The sequence below is a fragment of the Ferruginibacter sp. genome (genome assembly GCF_031430955.1).
GTDB lineage: Bacteria > Bacteroidota > Bacteroidia > Chitinophagales > Chitinophagaceae > Ferruginibacter.
On the sequence record NZ_JANPCM010000282.1, the window covers coordinates 1 to 18,498 of the forward strand.

Below are 18,498 nucleotides of genomic sequence, written 5' to 3' on the forward strand. Positions count from 1 at the left end.
CAACAGTATAGCCAGTGGCTTTTAAATCTTTTAATGCTTCTGTTACGGTATCGTACGATTTCATTTTTTTTCTTTTACTAAAGTTAGGGAAACTTTTTTAAGGGTCTGACGGTTTTAAACCGTCTTGACCCTTATATACAGCTAAATAAATCATCACTATAAATGTTACTGCTGCTGTAATTAAAAAAGTGGCCACGGCACCAAAATTATACCAGAGCAATCCACAAATGGTACTGGCAAATAGTGCAGCAATACTTTGAAAACCTGCGTATGTACCAATGGCAGTAGCGGTTTCTGTTTTATCCACCAAATTACTTATCCATGCTTTTGATATGCCCTCGGTTGCGGCGGCGTACAAACCATATAAAGCAAACAGCACCAAAAAAACAACCAGGTTATTATTAAAAGCAAAACCTGTATAGACCACCATAAAAATAAATAGACCCAATAAAAATATTTTTTTCAACCCTAATTTATCAGCCAAAATACCAACAGGATATGCCAGCAAAGCATAAATTAAATTGTAAAAAATATACACACCAATTACTTCAGTATCCGTTAATCCGCTTTCTTTCATTTTTAATAATAAAAAAACATCGCTGCTGTTGAATAATGCAAAAAGTAATAAACCAATAACCAATTTTTTGTAAGCAGCGGGGCTGGTTTTCCAGTAAGTGATGAAGGCGAATAGGTTGGTGGGTTTAGCATTTATAGGTTTAGGGTTTAGAGATTTAGGTTTTTCTTTAATGAGCATGGTGCAAATTATTGCCAGCACACCCGGGCCAAATGCAATTAAAAAAAGTGTTTTATAATTATCCGGATTAAAATATAAATATACCAATGCAATGGCAGGGCCGAATACTGCACCCAAAGTATCCATACTGCGGTGAAAACCAAAAACGGTTGCTTTAGTTTCTTTTGTTGCTTCGTCGCTTAATAAAGCATCTCTTGCGCCGGTGCGTATGCCTTTACCTAAACGGTCAATGGTTCTTGCAAAAAAAATCCAGAGCGGATAAATAAATAACGCCATCATGGGTTTACTGATAGCGCTTAGTCCATAACCCAATTGTACAAACGGTAAACGTTTGCCCGTGCTGTCGCTTAATTTACCAAAATAAGGTTTGCTTAAACCAGCCACTGCTTCGGCAATGCCTTCTAAAACTCCAATGGCAATTACCGAAAAACCAATATGCCTTAAAAAAATGGGCATGATAGGATAGAGCATTTCGCTGGCCATATCGGTAAACAAACTTACCAGTGAAAGTATCCAGATGGTTTTAGTAATTATACGTTGTGGAGAATTTGTGAGTGGCTGCACAATTGATGGTTTATTCGAATGTAGGAATTTGTTGGTACATTGCAGACAGTTTTTTGCCACAGAAGCACGGAAACACAGAAAAAATAGTGTTTATCTACGCTTAGATAAAAGCTGATAAAAGGTATGACGTACAAGAGTGCGACGCAACGATGTTGAACAAAGAAATACAGCTTGTACAAAAAAGAAAAAAATTATGAGTAAAAAAATAAAGGAGCCGAAAAGTTCTTCTCAAAGTAAAACAGTAAAAGGAAAATTAGATATTTCACGAAGCGGTATTGGTTTTGTATTAGTAGAAGGAATGGATAAAGACATTTTGGTAAGGCCAAATGATTTTAACAGGGCTTTTCATGGCGACATGGTAAAAGTGCAAATTAAAAGTGATGGCGGCAATGGCAAACGTATTGATGGAAAAATTACTGATGTCAGCGAAAGAAAACAAACAGAATTTATTGGCAACCTGCAGGTAAGTAAAGCATTTGCTTTTTTTACAGCCGATACCGAAAAGCCCATGCCGGATTTTTTTGTACCGATCGAAAAATTAAATGGTGCAAAAGATAAAGACCGTGTGGTGGTGCGTTTAACCAAATGGAATAAGGATGATAAAAAACCTGAAGGCGAAGTGGTGAGTGTGATTAAAGCAGAAGACATGAATGACTTTGCCATGAAAGAACTTTTAATTGACTGCGGCTTTCCGTTAACGTTTGATGATGCAGTGATGAAGGAAGCCCACAGCCTTTCGGAAAATATTACCCGGCAGGAATTAATTAAGCGTAAAGACTGCAGAGACATTTTAACCTTTACAATTGACCCTAATGATGCAAAAGATTTTGATGATGCTATCTCTGTAAGAAATTTAGATAATGGCAATTACGAAATTGGGGTACACATTGCAGATGTGAGTCATTTTGTAAAACCGGGATCGCTATTGGATAAAGTGGCGTACGAAAGAGCTACAAGTGTTTACCTGCCAGACAGGGTTAACCCAATGCTGCCCGAAAAAATTTCGAATGAATTGTGTTCTTTACGTCCCCATGAAGATAAATATACTTTCTCTGCAATTTTTCAAATTAACAACCGTGCCGAAGTAAAACACAGCTGGCTGGGCCGTACCGTTATACACAGCAACCACCGTTTTACTTATGATGAAGTGCAGGAAATTATTGAAAAGAAAGATGGCCTGCATTACAAACCGATTATGCTGCTGAATGACCTTGCACAAAAATTCCGCAGGGAAAGATTTAGAAAAGGTGCTATAAATTTTTCATCGCAGGAAGTGCGTTTTCAATTAGATGAAAAAGGAAAACCCATTGGCATTGTAATTAAGGAAAGTAAAGATGCACATAAATTAATTGAGGAGTTTATGCTGCTGGCCAACAGAACGGTAGCTGAATATGTGTCTAAAATAAAAATAAATAAACTACCGGTGCCTTTTCCGTACCGCATACATGATACGCCTGATGATGAAAAACTAAAACCATTTGTTGCCTTTGCAAAAAAGTTTGGTTATGTTTTTGATATGCATGATGAAGCAGCCGTAGCTGCATCTTTTAATAAAATGCTTAAAGAAGTGCAGGGCAAACCGGAACAACATGTGCTGGAGCAATTGGGCATACGCACTATGGCAAAAGCTGTTTACACTTCCTCCAACATCGGTCATTATGGTTTGGGCTTTGAGCATTACTGTCATTTTACGTCTCCGATACGCCGTTACCCCGATGTGATGGTACACCGCATTTTACAGGAATGCTTAGAGAAAAATTTGAAGGTTGATAAAAAGATGGATGAAAAATGCAAGCATTGCAGCGACAGGGAACGCAAAGCGATGGAAGCGGAACGTGCCGGAAATAAATATAAGCAGGTAGAATTTATGCAGCAATATTTGGGTGAGGAATTTGATGGTATTATTAGTGGTGTTGCATCTTTTGGTTTTTTTGTAGAAACTGTTTTGCATAAATGCGAAGGCATGGTTACGGTAAGGGATTTAAGTGAGCATGATGATTTTAGATTAGATGAAACGGATTATGCTTTGGTAGGTTTAAGAACCAAGAGAAAATTCAGGATGGGTGATAAAGTGCGGATAAAAGTGGTGGCTGCAAATTTAGGCAAGCGGCAGTTAGATTATGAGTGGGTGCCCGGTAGCAATGTAAAAGCAAAAGTTACCAATACGGCTTTAATTAAACAGGCGGCAAAACCAAAAGTGGGGTTGAAGAAGAAAAAATAAGTAAATTTGAGGAAGTAAAATTTATGTTATGTACGAAGATTCAAAAAAATTATTTTTAGTAGAAGCATTATTGAAAGAGGATAATGATGAGGTACTGAATGAGGTAGAAAAGATTTTGGCTAAAAATAGACATAGCGAAAAAGTGGCAAAAAAGTTCTCAGCACTAAACAGCCTTTTAAGTCCTGAAGAAGCGGAGGAATTTGGGAATAGTATTGAAAAAGGGTGTGAACAAATTGATCCTGATGACTGGAAATAAGTACTTACTCGATACAAGTATTGTTGTTCATTTTTTTAAAAAGAATGTGCAGATTACAAAAAGACTAGATGAGTTATCTGAAGTTTTTATAAGTACTGTTGCTATTGGAGAATTATATTATGGCGCTTACTGTTCTTCAGCTCCTGAAAAACATATAATAATGATTGAAGATTTTTTACAACAATGTAAAATAATTTCAATTGATAAACAGTGCTCAATTACTTATGGCAAAATTAAAGCACAACTGAAAGCGAAAGGTAAACCCATTCCTGAAAATGATATTTGGATTGCTTCAGTTGCTTTAGCAAATAACTTTACTTTATTTACAACCGATAATCATTTTGCAGAAATACCCGATATTAAACTGCTATAATTTATTTAATCAATGCATTCTTTTTCAGCACTCTCCCAATTATTTGAAGAAAAATTTAATGTTCGTCACTTTCCAACGCATACAGAAAGTTTGTACGACCCTGCACAATATATTTTAGGTATTGGCGGTAAAAGAATCCGCCCTGTTTGTGTGTTACTGGCTAATGAGTTGTTTGATGAAATTAATCCCGATGCCTATCATGCAGCTGCAGCAATAGAACTTTTTCATAATTTTAGTTTGATACATGACGACATTATGGATAAAGCGCCTGTACGCCGTGGTATGCAAACTGTACATGTAAAATATGGCGAATCAACCGCTCTGCTTGCAGGCGATGTAATGTTTGTAAAGGCTTACGAAAATTTAAATAAAATTCAGCCGGCCAATTTGCAAAAAGTATTGCAGTTGTTTAATGTTACTGCCAGCCAGGTTTGCGAAGGACAGCAACTGGATATGGATTTTGAAAAAAAAGATACCGTAAGTTTTGATGACTATGTAAATATGATCACTTTAAAAACTTCTGTATTGGTTGCGGCAAGTTTACAATTGGGTGCTATACTCGGCGGTGCCGGCGGTGGTAATCAAAATCATTTGTATGAGTTTGGAAAAAACCTGGGCATTGCCTTTCAGGTGCAGGATGATTATTTAGATGCTTTCGGTAACCCTGATAAATTTGGCAAACAGGTTGGCGGAGATATTTTAGCAAATAAAAAAACTTTTTTGCTTATACATGCAATGGAAGCGGCTTCAGTAAATGCAAAAAAAGAATTACTGCAATTAATGATTGATAATCCTGCTGATAAAGTAGAAAAAGTTTTAGACATTTTTAAAGATTGCAAAGCAGATGAATGGGCTAAACAATTACAGCAAAATTATTTTACTGCTGCTTTGAAACATTTGGAAGATGTTGCGGTTTTATCTGTAAGAAAAAAACCGTTAATGGAACTGGCGGAGTATTTGATGGTGAGGGAGAGTTGAGGAATGAGCAAAAGGCAATGAGCAATGGGCAGTGAGCAATGGGCAGTGAGCAATGGGCAGTGAGTAATAAAAAATTAATTCGGGAAAAATATTTTTAGTTTTAAAAATTATCCCATTAATTTTTTCTTTTCGTCCCTTTCTTCCCTCAGCATTGCACCAAAATCCATTTTACGCAACATCGTCTTAATTACTAAGGCAATTCGTTTTGCTTTAGTGGTATCAGTTTTTGCGCTGTCTATCCATTTGGTAAAGTAATTGCGGTGGCCTTGTGGTAAACTATTGTAATATGCTACTGCTTCAGGTTCATCTGCCATACATTCTATTAATTCTTCCGGAGGTAATATGGGTGCAGCATCAGCAACCAACTGCACTTTAATTGTTGCACCTTTTCTTTTACCAATACCTTTACGCATAGCAGCATTAATGGCCATAATAAAATCGCCTTCTCCCATGGGTATTAACGCCACTTTGCTTATTTCAAAATCATCCAACTTTCCTTTTACACGAAATGATTTTTTATTTTTGGGATTTAACTGCTGTGCAACTTTTGCAGGAATTACAATATAAGTCCAGCCGGTTTTTTCGCCCTGCTTATCAAATTTTAATATGGTAGTGGAAAATTTTATCATGTCCGCCTGATTATAAAAAAAATTATTTTAATTGTTGTATTGCCTTCTAAAAACACCTATGTCTTTTACTAAAAGTGTATCATGAATTACCCTGTTTGTTTTTGAACTTTTATACTCTCTGACAATTAATTTTTTCCCATCAGCATATTTTCCCAATGTGGCAATGTCATAAGGTTCGCTGTGGGTATCAATGGGATATATTGTAATCAATGTGGATACCATAAACATAATAAAAAGAAAAATTCCTACATAGATTGTTAACCACTGTGTTTTAAAGATAAAAATCGCAGAAAGTATTATTGCAAAAAAAGAGAAATATGTGACTATTCGATTTAAAATATTTAACGAGCCTATATTAAAATTCCAGCTCGGGAAAAATTGTCCGTATATTATTTCTAATAATAAAATCAAACAAAATAATATTGTGAATTTTACTTTCATATTATAATTTCATATTCAAACTGTCGTTTAGAGATGCTGAAAATTTTGCTGCACCAATATTATTTAAATGCCCGATATCTTTCCAGTTTTGTGCATTTTGTAAATCTGGCAGGTTTGTAATGTTGGCCATATCTATAATATTTACCTTTCCGGAAATATTACTAATATAGTTTTTTAAAAAATTCACTTCGTCTTTTTTGTAATTTACGTTTTTATAGTAAGGCGAAAAAATTATTACCAGTTGAATATTATTTTGTTTACAGCTTGTAATAATATTATTCAATACCTGTAATTTTTTTGCAGAAAAATTAAATTTTGCAAAAGGTAAGCCTTGCTGATTTACACTATCCATAGTTTGATATAAAGGGAAGTACCCATTATTATCAACAACTGATTGTTGCTTAAAATAATTTAAAAGCAGGTTAGTTATTTTTCCATTGAATTTATACATTTCAAAATTTAATTTCAACTGCTCTTCAAACGGTAATTCTTTTACTGAGCTTTGCAGCAGTTTGCTTTTTTTATAATAGGGGTAGAGGGAATTTAACCCATACTGATAGCTCTCTAAATGTTCAGCCGCAAAGTTGATGGCATCAATTTGCAGCAGGATAATTTTGGGTTTAAAATTTTCATGCAGCAGGATATCCAGCACAATATTGCTGTGCAATATTGTGCCTACACCATTAATACCGGCATTATAACCAATACCATTAATAGCAGTAAGTTTTTCGGGATCAACCTGGTGTTTTGCCCTGGAGCTGCCCAAAATAATATAATCAGCGTTTTTTTTCTTCTCTAATAAATAATTAAGATTTCCCCCGCTCTCTCCACTAATCGTTTTTTCAAAAATATGCTTAGTAAAAACAAAACTGAACAGCCTGTCGAAAATAAGTACGATCAAAAATATTACAGCAATTTTTATAAGTATTTTTTTCATCGCTAAAATTGAAAATAGATAAATTGGTTACTATTGGAATTTCCAAACAAAATTATGTAACAGATAAAAAATACAATAAGCAGCGAAAGATAAAAATTGCCCCGTTTAAAATAAAAAATATCTTCAAAACTGTATTTTCTAAAAATAAAATATTCAAAAAGCAGCAGCACAATAATTGAAAAAATGGCGGTAATAAAAATACCCGTATCTAAAATTTGAAAACTCTCCGGATCAAATTCAGTAAAGATGGAATTAATAATACCAACAGCCTGATGAAAAGTAGCAGCCCTGAAAAAAATCCACGTAAAGCTTATGGCAATAAATACAAACAATGCCCCCAATAATTTTAAGAAGAAATTTTTAGGTTTGAATGCAGAAAAATTAAATGCTTTTTCTACCATTAAATAAAACCCATTTAAACCTCCCCAGATTACAAAGTTCCAGGAGGCGCCATGCCACAACCCGCCAATAAGCATAGTAAGCATCAGGTTGATACAAGTTTTTATCTTACCTTTTCTATTTCCACCTAAAGGGATATAAATATAATCTCTTAACCAGCTTGATAAAGAGATATGCCATCTCCGCCAAAACCCTGTAAGAGTTTTAGAAAAGTAAGGCAGTGTAAAATTTTCTTTGAATTTAAAGCCGAGCATCCTTGCTGTACCAATTGCCATATCAGAGTAACCTGAAAAGTCGCAATAAATTTGTATGGAAAATAAAAAAGTTGCCGCAAGAAGTGTGCTGCCGGAATGATGGGTGTAATTTTGATAGACCACGCCAGAATACACACCGGCAGTATCTGCAATCACCACTTTTTTAAACAACCCCCAAAAAAATCTTGATAACCCAATTGAAAAATCGGCATAGGTAATTTTATGATTACATTCTTTTAACTGCGGCAAAAGATTTGCCGCCCTTTCAATTGGGCCTGCCACCAGTTGCGGAAACATCATTACAAAATTGGAATATACCAAAATATTTTTTTCGGCTTTTATATTTCCCCTGTACACTTCTATAATATAACTCAGGCTTTGAAATACATGAAAGGAAAGGCCAATAGGTAAAATAATTTCCCAGTGTTTTATGGGTGTAAAACCCAGCCCGTTAAAATTATCAATAAAAAAATTACAGTATTTAAAAACAAAAAGTATAATGCAGGTATTGATGATCCCCAGCAATAAAATCTGCTTCCTTCTTTTTTTATCAGCACTTTTTTCAATTTGAATGGCTGCAATAAAATCAACCAGTATTGTAAAGTATAAAATAAAAATATAAGATGGAATAAACCACATGTAAAAAACAGAACTGGCTATAAACAACAATACCTTTCTTGCTGTACCATTTAAATAGTAAAACAAAAAAAACACAATAGAAAAAAAGAATAAAAAATTTATGGAGTTAAAGAGCATGCGCTGTATTCTTAGGTGCAATTTATGATAAAGAGCATGTATTAACCAAGGCAAGTTTTACCACAGGCGGGGCAGAGGAAGTTTTCGAGGATATTTACAGTAAATTTTCAGTAATTATTTTTAATATCTTTTTGTATTGTTATTAAAAGTCCGCCAGCTATGCCAAAACTCCTGGTAAGCAAATAAGGGCTTTAAAGAAAAAGCAGTATCAATTCCCTTTCCGTTTATTTTGTAATGATGGTTATTCATCACTAACTTATCATTATGCAAAGTGAAAATTGCGTTTTCTGCAGGCCTTTCAAAGGCAAAAAAACTTTTATCATCTTTTGCCAAAACAAGCAGCACAAAACTGCTGCCCACTTTATCATTAATAATTCTTTTAGTTTTTAATGTATTCCAGTCATATGCTTTTTTTTCATCCCCCACTTTTACACCAATCACCCACGATTTATCTTTCCATGAAAGGCTGTCGGTACCCGTTAGTTTACTTTTACTTTTGCCATTTTCGTATTTTAATGTGGTATCGTATTTATTTTCAAATGCAGGATCGGGTTGCATAATGAGTGAGTTGGGATTTAACTGCAGCCATACTCCTAAAGAAGTTTGTGTGCTGAAAAATTCCGGTAATTTTTGCCCTTTCAATTTTCCGGTGATGGCTTCACCAGTTGCCTGTCGCCACCAGCTTTTAGTTGTGGCATCTTCAAACATGGCATTAAAATGGTCCATTCCTACCAGGCGAAATTGTTCCTGCCCGCCATTTACCGTTGGCTCAAAAACTCTTCCTGTTCTGCAAACAGTGCAATAGGTTACAATTACCGGCTTGCCGCCAACAGCATCCTGCACCTGATGGTGATACCCTAAAAACCTGACAGGATATGCTTTTGCGTCGCCATTATTTACGATACCAATTACTAAACGGTTAGTATCTACTTTGTTATTTGCTGCATTTACAAGTAATAATTTTTGAGGTTGATAAAACATATGATCTGCCGCCATTACAAAATTTGCCATATAAACTGCAGTTGCTGCAATCAATATTGTAAAGGCAACAATCCATTTACGTTTCCAGCTGGCTTTAAATAAACCAACCAGCAGCAGCATCACAAAAGCAGTTCTAAAAAACCAGCGCCACTGGTATAAAAAATATGCCGCTTCAATACTATTCATCTTTTGGCTGCCGGGCATGGGCATAATAAAATATACATTAGCTACTTCAAAAAGCAGCAAACCAATCAAAGCAAAGTAAAATAATTTTTTCATGCATAAAGTTTAAGCCGTAAAACCCTGCCTGCTTAAACAGGCACGGCAAACGTGTTTACGCTTTTTGTACCTAACGATTATAACAAAATATTTTAAAGCCGTATAGCAAGCGTAATACTTCCATTACGTCCTTCGGATGGCCAAACACCCGGGCCCGGATAAAACAGCGGCCGCTTGGTAAAGTATTGTTTGTTTGCAGCATTATTCATCGTCATTTTTAATTCCAGATTTTTTAAAATTTTTACAGCAGCATTTATATCCAGTATACCATAAGAAGGCACTAACCCAACAGCACCTGTAGTTTTTGGTGGTTGCACTGTATTTAATGCATCTGCAAAAGTTGCAGCAGTATAACTGTACAATACCGAAAAACTTATTTTATAAACCCTTATAGTAGCCCCATTACGGGATATTACGTCTGGTGCACTTTCTACTTTATTTCCCTGAATATTAATATTTGCATTGCCTGATTTTACAATGGCATTTGTATATCTGCCATGTATAAATGCTGTTGAGGAAAATACAGATAAGCCAGTTCTTTTCCCCAAAATCCAATCTCCCTGTATAAATATTTCTGCACCTTTTGTAAATGAATTGCCCACATTTGTTCTGTAAGTATAAAAATTACCGCTATTATCTGTTTGTGCCAACGTACCAAAGCGGTTATTATACTGTAATAAAAATCCATTGACATCCCATCTTAAAAATTTATAGCTTCCTCTAAAACCTAATTCAGCATTGTAACCTTTGGAGTCTTTAATGTTGGGATCAATTTTTTCATAGAATGAAGCAGGAATTAAATCTTTAAAAAGCATAGGCCGGTAACTTTGCGACCATCCTCCGTAGAGTTCTGTATTTTTCCCCGGTTTATATGAAAGGTTGATTCCCAATAAAGGGAACTGATGTTTGATTGAAACCGGAATTTGATTATCGGGATAATAAACAATTTTACCCGTCATTTTGGTTTGTCCCATTTCTATTCTTGCACCCAAATTTATGGAGAGGTTGTTTTTTATTTGAAATTTATTTTCGGCAAACAAAGCCAGGTTGTTTGTTTTAAAATGCATGTCTCTTCCCCAAACAGGGTCAACCAATGTTAAATCGTAATCGCTGCCCGTGGTGCCTTTGCCTAATTGTGTGCGGTGCAAATCATTGTTCATATATTGTACACCGGCTGCCAGCGAACTGGTTTGTTTTGCTAAACGATAAAATTGTAATATTCTTAACTCAGTAGTATAACTGTTAAACCTGTCGATATCTATTTGCCGGTTATTATATTGTTGTGTGGCATTTACGATGGTATCTCTAATATTTGTTGGTTTATCAAAAAGCACACTATTTCTGCGGCCTAATACTGCCGAACTGGTTAATTGTAATTTTGTTTTATCTGCCATCTGCCAGTTTACTGTTATTGAAGGTACATGAATATCGGGGCTAAAATAATTACGGCTACGTGTAGCCTGCTTTGGATCGGCAGCAAACATACTATCCGTTAAAGCACCTGGAATTCTGTATAAATATTTTGACCTTGCCCATTCTGAACGGATAGAAAATTTTTTATTGGGTTCGTAAGTAAACATAACCGATTCCGCCTGGGAACTGGTGTGTTCGTTTTTACGGTAACCTTCTTTTGATTTTTTTTGTATATATGCATAATACCTGAACTTCCCTGCTTTTCCCCCAATGGCATTGTAAGTACTTTGTAAATTAAAAGACCCAATTGTATTGATGCTTTCAAAACCAACCGGCTTGCTGGTATCACCCTGCTTGGTTATGTAATTTAACATGCCCCCAAACTGGGCACCATATTGTAATGACCCTGTACCTCTTACTAATTCAATGCGTTCAATGCTTTCAAGCGGCATACTGTAATGGCTTGCAGGATAACCATACATATCGGAATTGGTTAGCACCCCGTCTTTACGAATATTAAATTCCCATCCTCTGTGAGGGTCTAAACCTCTTGCAGCGATATTTATTTGATTGCCGGAGCCATCCATATCATACACAAAAATGCCGGGGATTTTTGCAAACACCTGCCTGCCTGTTTTATTGGTAATATCTGCTGCAGTATTTACAAGGTTGATTACTTCCGTTTTTTTTCCGGCAAAAATATAAGTACCCTGCTCCGCTAATAATTGTTTTACAATATTTTGATTGAGGTAAGCATAAAAGATAAGGCTATCCAGCAATTTTACTTTTATTAATGTATCCTTATTAATATCCGGTTGCTGTGCCAATGATGTTACAGCAAAAAATATCATTTGTAAAAATATTGTAACTTTTTTCATACTTTTTTATTGATAAAATTTTTTATACGGCGTTATAAAAATCATGCCCCCTTATAAAAAATCAAACGGTCATTTTATTCTGCCCCATCTGTACGCCCCCTGCTTATTGCATAATTACCTACTTTATTTCCGGTTGTAATACCAACCTCACAATCGCTGCGAAAATGTATTGCACCATACATACGTGACATTGAGGCTTCATTTGCCATAGCTGCAAATTGCTGTGCTTTGGCAGGGATAATATAACCTAACACTGTTGCCGCAGCTCCGCTGAATGTGCTGTGCCCACTTATATATGCCGGAAAGTTAGGAAGGCCTATATCTGTTTTAATACGGGTATCCACCTGCATTGGCCTTGGGTTGTAATAAAAATATTTTGCATCCCAGCAAACAATTCCTGCATCCATTAAACTCATATTAACTAACGCCATGTTTCTTGCCCATCTTGCTTCGCTAAAATTTAATTGTGCAAATTCAGTAGCAGCAATATAATTCCAATGGCCGGGTGGTGTGTAACTCCCAACACCATCCGACCAGAAAGTGGCAATCCTTTTTTGTTCCCTTGTAAGATTTTTTTGCATCTGGTATATTTCTTCTGTTTCGTTTTTAAACTGTATTGAGCCTGTGCCTGGAGGCGCAGGCGGACGGATAGCAGTTACCATTGTTAAAGAATCGAACAACCAGCTTTTTACATTTCCAAACAAGGGTAACATACAAGGACGAAGTGGTGCATCCTGGCTTATCCAGGGTACTTCGCCCCTTGCTTCACAATCTGTTTGCAATTTCAACCATACCGTTGGGTTACCAACTGCAGCGCCTGCCCTGTCGCCTCTTGCCCTTGCAATAAATTTTGCAGCTACCGATTTACCCAATGCTTCGCCTGCATCTAAATCGCTGCGTACATTTGCACCTGCAATTAATCTTGCCCTTTTATGTTCCTCTGCCTTTTGATTGATGAAATCCTGGTCGCCGGGAAATAATAACTTCAATAATTCTACCGATGCACCCATTACCACCGCATCTTCGCTTGGGTAAGATGGCAATGTTGATTTTGGTAAAAGCGTTGTAATTTTTGCATCCACATTAAATGGTGCTGTACGGTTGTACAAAGCTTTGTAATAATAACCTGCTATGCAGGCATCGTATTGTGCAGCGCTTAAATAAGCATACGCCCTTGATGCATATGGAGGGTTAGAAAATGGAAAGGTTGGATACGCCAACGGATTTGCAGCATTGGGTATTGGATAAGTACCATCAGCATTTTGATAAGGGGGGAGATTATGTTTGGCTACCAGCTCCCTCATAATTTCATTCCAACGAACAACTGCTCCAGCACCCCAATAGTTTACTAAATCCTTTTCTTGGTTTGAAATATCGTTTTGAAAACTTTTTATTTCATTTAACTGCAGCACATAATCCGGCGATGTTGTTGCTATTGGAGCAGCACAGGCAAATTCACTGGCCGAGGTTAATAAAATGGGTTTCCAGGTCCCTGCATTTGCATCAGGCCTTACTGGGTTTATTGCGGGATAGGAAAGATTTACCTCGTCAATTTTTTTTGAACAGGAATTAAAAACTGTAATTGCTGTAACAGTTGTTAAACTGATAAATAAAAATATCTTTTTCATTGTTTTAATTTTAAACCACTATGGCCAATGGCCAAAGCAGCATAGATTTTATTTTTTAATTTCTTCTTTTTGTTTTTTACTAAAATCGAGGATATAAAAAACACCTCCGCTAAAACCGGTGCTTTGCCCCACATTTCTACCTGCTACAGTGGTACTGGCATCTGCAATAAATGAAAGCCCGTTTACAAAATCGGTATCGTATTTTATATGGATACCCAGTTTTGTGGCGTTCATTTTATTGCTGATAAAAGGCATGTTGTTTTTGGTAATATCAAAGCCTCCAAGTGTTGTCCATTTATCTGCAATGGCTTCTATTATCCATGTACTGCTGCGGTAGCCTGCCCTTAAATTAAAATACGTTGCATCGGGCATTTTTACTTCATTAGTGTAATGCATTTCGGTAGTGTAATAAGTATTTCTGTCTAAGGTTACATTATTCCTGAAATTATAAGTGCCGGATGCAGTTGCAAACCAATCTCCAATTTCATAATCTGCCGTTAATCTTAACATGGTTGTTTTACTGTGTAAGCCAATAGACAATGGCAGCAAATCTGCACTGTAATTAGAAACCGGTGTTGAATAGCCGCCAATTAAAATTGCTTTTAAATTCCCTTTGCCTATCATTTTTTCTTTGGCAACCCATTTTACAAAAACAGATAAATCCTGTAACCCTTTTTGGCCTTTTAAATTACCTGCACTTGCTTTTGTTTTAATATAAGGCAAACCAAAAAGCAGGTTTAGTTTATCGGTTATACCATAATTACCCATTATCATTGCAGCTGCGGTACTTACCGTTCCCAAGTTAGCATTATCTCTTTTAAAAGTTCCTTCCCAATAATTTTTCCAGCTGCTTTTACCAACGGTGGGGCCAACACAAAAAAAGTTTTTCTGCATCATCAGCCCATCAATATCAGTTTGGGCAAATATTGCCTGGTTAAAAAATAACAGGCAAATGAATATGCTTATTATTTTATTCTTTTTGATGATATTTTTTTTCATACAAAGTTTTGATAAATTAAAATTTAAATGTCAGCCCGATGTTTAATGCATAGTCTGCAAAAGCTGCATCACCCTGTGCATACACACCCGTAATTTTTGTTCTGTTTTTATCCGGTACGCTTTGGGTGCGGTTACGTTTTACAGCAAAAGGAACATACGCATAGGCGCTGATCTTTTTAAACTCATAAGTAACTCCCGGCTCAACAGAAACTATATAGCCCGGCCTGCGAAAACCATTACTGCCACCAAATAAATCTTTTACTGTTAAACACTCCTTACGTACGCCGCCAGAAACAGTTAAATGTTTTACAGTGTAATTTAAACCAGCTCTGTACATGTACTGATCGGGCACACTCATTACATCGCTTCCATAGCGTACAGCAGTTACAGATGGAGCGCTGCCTCTTGCAGTAGAAGTTCCGTTTTGTTCTCTTGGATTAACTAAATAATAAAAATTTCCGTAAGCACTTAAATTTTTGATAATGTTGTAATAAGCATTTATTTCTGTTGTAAAACCCAGGCCTCCATCGCCCAATTGTATCGACTGATCAACGGGGCCTAAAATATTTGTACTGTCGTTTACAAAAAATTTATCGGCGTACTTATAATCACCGGTAGGTAATTTTAAACCTAAGCCAATTTGCACATTTGCTTTTTTCATTCTTACCGGATCAATAATCCATTTGTATGCAGCTAATCTTACATCACCCAAACCGAATGATTTTGTGCTGTGCCTGCTTTTACCACCATGCTCATATAAAGAGGAGCGGTTGTTTGCAATAACGGGAACATCAATTGAAACACTCCATCCATTTTTTAATGTTTTGTTTAAATTAAAATCGGTAGTGTGTGCATAATTTACCACTTCGGTACCTCCTTCAGTTCTTTGTTTTTGTTCTGCTGTACCTACAAAATGTTTGTACGATCTAAAATACCGGTGATTGATACTGAGTGTAAAATTTTGTTTTTTATTTGCACTATCATGATTAGCCATGCAATAGCCACCATTACTTTTAATTGCTACGCAGCCCTGTGCATTTGCATTGAATTTTATTGCTAACGCAACAATAAGTATAATAAAAATCTTTTTCATGTTATAATTTTAAAATTAGTTTTTAAAAAATGGAAAATTTATTTCTCCAGTTTTAATTTGCCTACAATAAAATCTCCTACTTTTTTTCCATACTCATTGCTTACAATACAACTTGGATGAAAATGAATGCCGCCATAAAACCTTGCCATATTATTTTCCTGCGCTGCCTGCCTGAATGAAGTAAAAGAACGGTTGGCAATTCCAAATTCCAGTTCGCTGGTATCGGTGTAATTAAAATTATCACCGTATATTTTTGTTAATGCTTCTGCCGCTGCAGATGATACAGTGCTGTGGCCGCAGGTATATTCTGGAAAAGGCGGTGTTTGCAAATATGGCCTCCAGTCCTGGTCAATATATTTATTAATTACCGTTTCGGGCCTAATCATGTTGCTCCTGAATTTTTCATCCCAGCATTGTATAAATCCATCAAACATACAGATAGAAGTAAGGGTGTATGCCGCTACTGTTTTTCTAAAACTGGCTTTTGCTTTTTGCGACGCAATGCCTACAATATTCATCCAGTGGCCCGGGGGAGAAAATTTTTTGGTAACAAATTGTATGTGCCCCACTACATTTAATTTACCGCCCAGGTCATCCCAAAATTCAGCGATGTGCTTTTCTTCATCTGTTAAACTGTCCACTGCATTTTTTACGGCCATTACCTGTTTGTAATAAGCGCCATTTTTATCAGTTACATTAAATGGTATGGGGCGTGGCGGCATAAATTGATTGCAGCTATCCATAACAATAGACCGTATTTCTCTCCAGTGTGGCTCTAACGCACTGGCGTAGGCTGGCGGCGTTGGCACCCATCTTCCGGGAGAATCTAAAACTGTATAGCGTGATGCACTTCTTGTTTGAGCATAACTATCTTTTTTGCTCCAAGCTAAAACTGTTTTTGAAACTGAATCGGCAAACGCAACAGAATTAGCAAACATTCTTGAAGGCATGCCACTTTCTTTAGCAAAGTTTTTTAGACTGTCCACATATTCTTTCATACTTCCTTCAGGAAAAGTAACCGCTTCGCCCACTTTACAAAATGCCAGCATCGATGCAAATTCATAATCAATCTGATGATCTTTAAAACCAAAACTGCTTACATCAATTGTAAATCCATTTATTTGTCCGCTTAAAGAATTGTATTCTTTTGGATAGCCAGCCGCAATGCATTCGTACGCTGCAATGTTTGCATAAGCATAATTACGTGATGCCACAATGGGTGCAAACCCAACAAATTTAACCACTTCATTTAATTCCTTTACAGTTTTGCTGTAAGAAAATGCATCAGTGAAATAAGTTTTTTCTGCCGGTTTATTATTGCAGGAATATAAACTAAGCAATACAGCAAATGCCGTAATTAATTTTTTCATTTAAAGAAATCTATTAGTAAAGAGAAGTGGCAATTATTATAATAAAAATATTGCCTTTATAAATTAAACAGATAACAGACAGCTAAAAGTATCAGGAGGCTGCTCAATAGTGGCTTTATGCAAAACCCCGGAATTGCTGTTGTAAAAAGAATGCTTTTTGGATGACGTTATAGTGGAGAAAAAATTCAAACTAATGTCATTATTTTTTTCAAACTCACTCAATAATTTTATAAAAGAAAATGACTTATTTGAATTGGAAGACTTTTTGTTGGTATCTTTTTGCAGATCAAAAACAACAGTTGTAAAATTATCTTTTGAATTTAACAAGTGCTGTTTAGAAGTATTGGGAATGCAGAGCATTTCCAGCGAATCGTTATAAATGCGGCTCTTTACATACGTATATAACACGCCATTCATTTCCACTTCGCCGTAAGCTCTTGTAAAATCTCTTGTATTATTATAGTAAGGAAGATTGGTGGGTTTTTTTATCGAGATAAGATCTTCGTCGTTGTAATTATTTTTATCTAAAGCGGTTTCTAATGTTTGATTGGCATTGTTTACCATAAAGGAGACGAACAGTTTGTATCCAAATAAATTGAATACAAATATCCCTAAAAGCAATATGGCAGCTAATTTCCTCATTTTGGTCTGTGCAAAATAGTAATATTTATTGAGTTTTCAGCATAATTTCCGTTACGAATCAGTTGCAAACGTTTGTGCCGTATTGATTTTCAATTATTTTACCGTAAAAGTCTTTTTAAGCGGCCCAATTCCTGTAATAGTAATACTCTTCCACTGCTTTGGTAATGTTGATTTTATTTGAATAATTCCTGCAGGCGTAATTTCTAATCCACCAAAACCATTTAATAAACTTTGTAAAATGCCCCCTGCGCCAGTTGCAAAATAAGGATTGGTACCGCCTTTAGTTTCTGCAATTACATTAAATGGCGGGTTTAAATTAGGCACATAAGCATCTTTAAAAAAATGAAAAGCTTTTTCTGCATCACCTATCCGACTGTATAATAATGCAAAGATGGCCTGCGTCATTGCAGGCGTGCCTTCGTTGGGCACACGAACGGAATAATAATCCAGGTCTTTTTTAATTTGCTTAGCATCAGTAATTTCCTTTAAAGGATAAGCCAATAAATTTACATCGGCCTGTTTAATGCCTTCGCCGCTATATGCAGCATGTTCACTGGTGGTTCCATCAGGCATTTTTAAAATGGGAATGTTATTAGCAACATTCATCCAATCAGCATCGGCAGCAACACCTAAAATTTTTGCAGCTTCTGTTG

16 protein-coding genes and 1 pseudogene are annotated in these 18,498 nt (G+C 36.0%); 4 read left to right on the plus strand and 13 right to left on the minus strand.

Annotated elements, in window-relative coordinates:
- Nucleotides 1-97 precede the first annotated feature (97 nt).
- Nucleotides 98-1,318 carry an MFS transporter gene (locus tag ACY65O_RS07925; protein ID WP_462220317.1) on the minus strand — a complete coding sequence of 407 codons (1,221 nt, stop codon included), beginning with the start codon at nt 1,316-1,318 and terminating at the stop codon, nt 98-100.
- Nucleotides 1,319-1,454: 136 nt separating this feature from the next.
- On the opposite strand from ACY65O_RS07925, the gene rnr reads away from it, so the two are divergent.
- Genes rnr through ACY65O_RS07945 form a run of 4 tightly spaced genes read left to right on the plus strand, consistent with a single transcriptional unit; the run spans nt 1,455 to nt 5,146 of the window.
- Complete coding sequence (gene rnr, locus ACY65O_RS07930) at nt 1,455-3,539, plus strand: ribonuclease R (protein ID WP_462220318.1); 2,085 nt, start codon at nt 1,455-1,457, stop codon at nt 3,537-3,539.
- Between the two features lie 28 nt (nt 3,540-3,567).
- Nucleotides 3,568-3,795 (plus strand): hypothetical protein, encoded by a 228-nt coding sequence (locus tag ACY65O_RS07935; protein ID WP_462220319.1) that lies wholly within the window; start codon nt 3,568-3,570, stop codon nt 3,793-3,795.
- Complete coding sequence (locus ACY65O_RS07940; protein ID WP_462220320.1) at nt 3,782-4,168, plus strand: PIN domain-containing protein; 387 nt, start codon at nt 3,782-3,784, stop codon at nt 4,166-4,168. Before ACY65O_RS07935 ends, ACY65O_RS07940 begins: the two co-directional genes overlap by 14 nt.
- Before the next feature lie 12 nt (nt 4,169-4,180).
- A complete protein-coding gene (locus tag ACY65O_RS07945) occupies nt 4,181-5,146 on the plus strand; it encodes a polyprenyl synthetase family protein (RefSeq protein WP_462220321.1) in 966 nt (321 codons plus the stop codon).
- Nucleotides 5,147-5,253: 107 nt separating this feature from the next.
- Here the strand turns inward: ACY65O_RS07945 and ACY65O_RS07950 are convergent, their stop codons facing one another.
- The 12 genes and pseudogenes from ACY65O_RS07950 to ACY65O_RS08005 form a co-directional block, all read right to left on the minus strand.
- Nucleotides 5,254-5,775, minus strand: a complete 522-nt coding sequence (locus ACY65O_RS07950) for a YdeI/OmpD-associated family protein (protein WP_462220322.1) — start codon at nt 5,773-5,775, stop codon at nt 5,254-5,256.
- A 27-nt stretch (nt 5,776-5,802) separates the two neighbouring features.
- The gene (locus tag ACY65O_RS07955) at nt 5,803-5,997 is read right to left on the minus strand and encodes a hypothetical protein (protein WP_462220323.1); all 195 of its coding nucleotides are present in this window, start codon (nt 5,995-5,997) and stop codon (nt 5,803-5,805) included.
- A 220-nt stretch (nt 5,998-6,217) separates the two neighbouring features.
- The gene (locus ACY65O_RS07960) at nt 6,218-7,153 is read right to left on the minus strand and encodes a hypothetical protein (protein ID WP_462220324.1); all 936 of its coding nucleotides are present in this window, start codon (nt 7,151-7,153) and stop codon (nt 6,218-6,220) included.
- Between the two features lie 2 nt (nt 7,154-7,155).
- The gene (locus ACY65O_RS07965; RefSeq protein ID WP_462220325.1) at nt 7,156-8,562 is read right to left on the minus strand and encodes an MBOAT family O-acyltransferase; all 1,407 of its coding nucleotides are present in this window, start codon (nt 8,560-8,562) and stop codon (nt 7,156-7,158) included.
- A gap of 120 nt (nt 8,563-8,682) precedes the next feature.
- Nucleotides 8,683-9,822 (minus strand): DUF3179 domain-containing (seleno)protein, encoded by a 1,140-nt coding sequence (locus ACY65O_RS07970; protein ID WP_462220326.1) that lies wholly within the window; start codon nt 9,820-9,822, stop codon nt 8,683-8,685.
- A gap of 92 nt (nt 9,823-9,914) precedes the next feature.
- Nucleotides 9,915-12,113, minus strand: a complete 2,199-nt coding sequence (locus ACY65O_RS07975) for a TonB-dependent receptor family protein (protein ID WP_462220327.1) — start codon at nt 12,111-12,113, stop codon at nt 9,915-9,917.
- Between the two features lie 74 nt (nt 12,114-12,187).
- Complete coding sequence (locus ACY65O_RS07980) at nt 12,188-13,741, minus strand: vanadium-dependent haloperoxidase (RefSeq protein ID WP_462220328.1); 1,554 nt, start codon at nt 13,739-13,741, stop codon at nt 12,188-12,190.
- 48 nt (nt 13,742-13,789) lie between these two features.
- The gene (locus ACY65O_RS07985; protein WP_462220329.1) at nt 13,790-14,740 is read right to left on the minus strand and encodes a hypothetical protein; all 951 of its coding nucleotides are present in this window, start codon (nt 14,738-14,740) and stop codon (nt 13,790-13,792) included.
- Nucleotides 14,741-14,756: 16 nt separating this feature from the next.
- Nucleotides 14,757-15,833 carry a hypothetical protein gene (locus ACY65O_RS07990; RefSeq protein WP_462220330.1) on the minus strand — a complete coding sequence of 359 codons (1,077 nt, stop codon included), beginning with the start codon at nt 15,831-15,833 and terminating at the stop codon, nt 14,757-14,759.
- Nucleotides 15,834-15,871: 38 nt separating this feature from the next.
- Nucleotides 15,872-17,203: a vanadium-dependent haloperoxidase gene (locus ACY65O_RS07995; RefSeq protein ID WP_462220331.1), complete on the minus strand. Its 1,332-nt coding sequence runs from the start codon at nt 17,201-17,203 to the stop codon at nt 15,872-15,874.
- A 63-nt stretch (nt 17,204-17,266) separates the two neighbouring features.
- Nucleotides 17,267-17,767, minus strand: a complete 501-nt coding sequence (locus ACY65O_RS08000) for a hypothetical protein (protein ID WP_462220332.1) — start codon at nt 17,765-17,767, stop codon at nt 17,267-17,269.
- A 171-nt stretch (nt 17,768-17,938) separates the two neighbouring features.
- Nucleotides 17,939-18,498: pseudogene (locus ACY65O_RS08005) on the minus strand (glycoside hydrolase family 65 protein); the annotation flags it as partial.

Bases quoted from the DNA above. Each gene is read 5' to 3' on its own strand.
- ACY65O_RS07935 (WP_462220319.1), top strand. From the start codon at position 3,568: ATGTACGAAGATTCAAAAAAATTATTTTTAGTAGAAGCATTATTGAAA.
- ACY65O_RS07940 (WP_462220320.1), top strand. From the start codon at position 3,782: ATGACTGGAAATAAGTACTTACTCGATACAAGTATTGTTGTTCATTTT.
- ACY65O_RS07945 (WP_462220321.1), top strand. From the start codon at position 4,181: ATGCATTCTTTTTCAGCACTCTCCCAATTATTTGAAGAAAAATTTAAT.
- ACY65O_RS07950 (WP_462220322.1), bottom strand. From the start codon at position 5,775: ATGATAAAATTTTCCACTACCATATTAAAATTTGATAAGCAGGGCGAA.
- ACY65O_RS07955 (WP_462220323.1), bottom strand. From the start codon at position 5,997: ATGGTATCCACATTGATTACAATATATCCCATTGATACCCACAGCGAA.
- ACY65O_RS07960 (WP_462220324.1), bottom strand. From the start codon at position 7,153: ATGAAAAAAATACTTATAAAAATTGCTGTAATATTTTTGATCGTACTT.
- ACY65O_RS07965 (WP_462220325.1), bottom strand. From the start codon at position 8,562: ATGCTCTTTAACTCCATAAATTTTTTATTCTTTTTTTCTATTGTGTTT.
- ACY65O_RS07970 (WP_462220326.1), bottom strand. From the start codon at position 9,822: ATGAAAAAATTATTTTACTTTGCTTTGATTGGTTTGCTGCTTTTTGAA.
- ACY65O_RS07975 (WP_462220327.1), bottom strand. From the start codon at position 12,113: ATGAAAAAAGTTACAATATTTTTACAAATGATATTTTTTGCTGTAACA.
- ACY65O_RS07980 (WP_462220328.1), bottom strand. From the start codon at position 13,741: ATGAAAAAGATATTTTTATTTATCAGTTTAACAACTGTTACAGCAATT.
- ACY65O_RS07985 (WP_462220329.1), bottom strand. From the start codon at position 14,740: ATGAAAAAAAATATCATCAAAAAGAATAAAATAATAAGCATATTCATT.
- ACY65O_RS07990 (WP_462220330.1), bottom strand. From the start codon at position 15,833: ATGAAAAAGATTTTTATTATACTTATTGTTGCGTTAGCAATAAAATTC.
- ACY65O_RS07995 (WP_462220331.1), bottom strand. From the start codon at position 17,203: ATGAAAAAATTAATTACGGCATTTGCTGTATTGCTTAGTTTATATTCC.
- ACY65O_RS08000 (WP_462220332.1), bottom strand. From the start codon at position 17,767: ATGGTAAACAATGCCAATCAAACATTAGAAACCGCTTTAGATAAAAAT.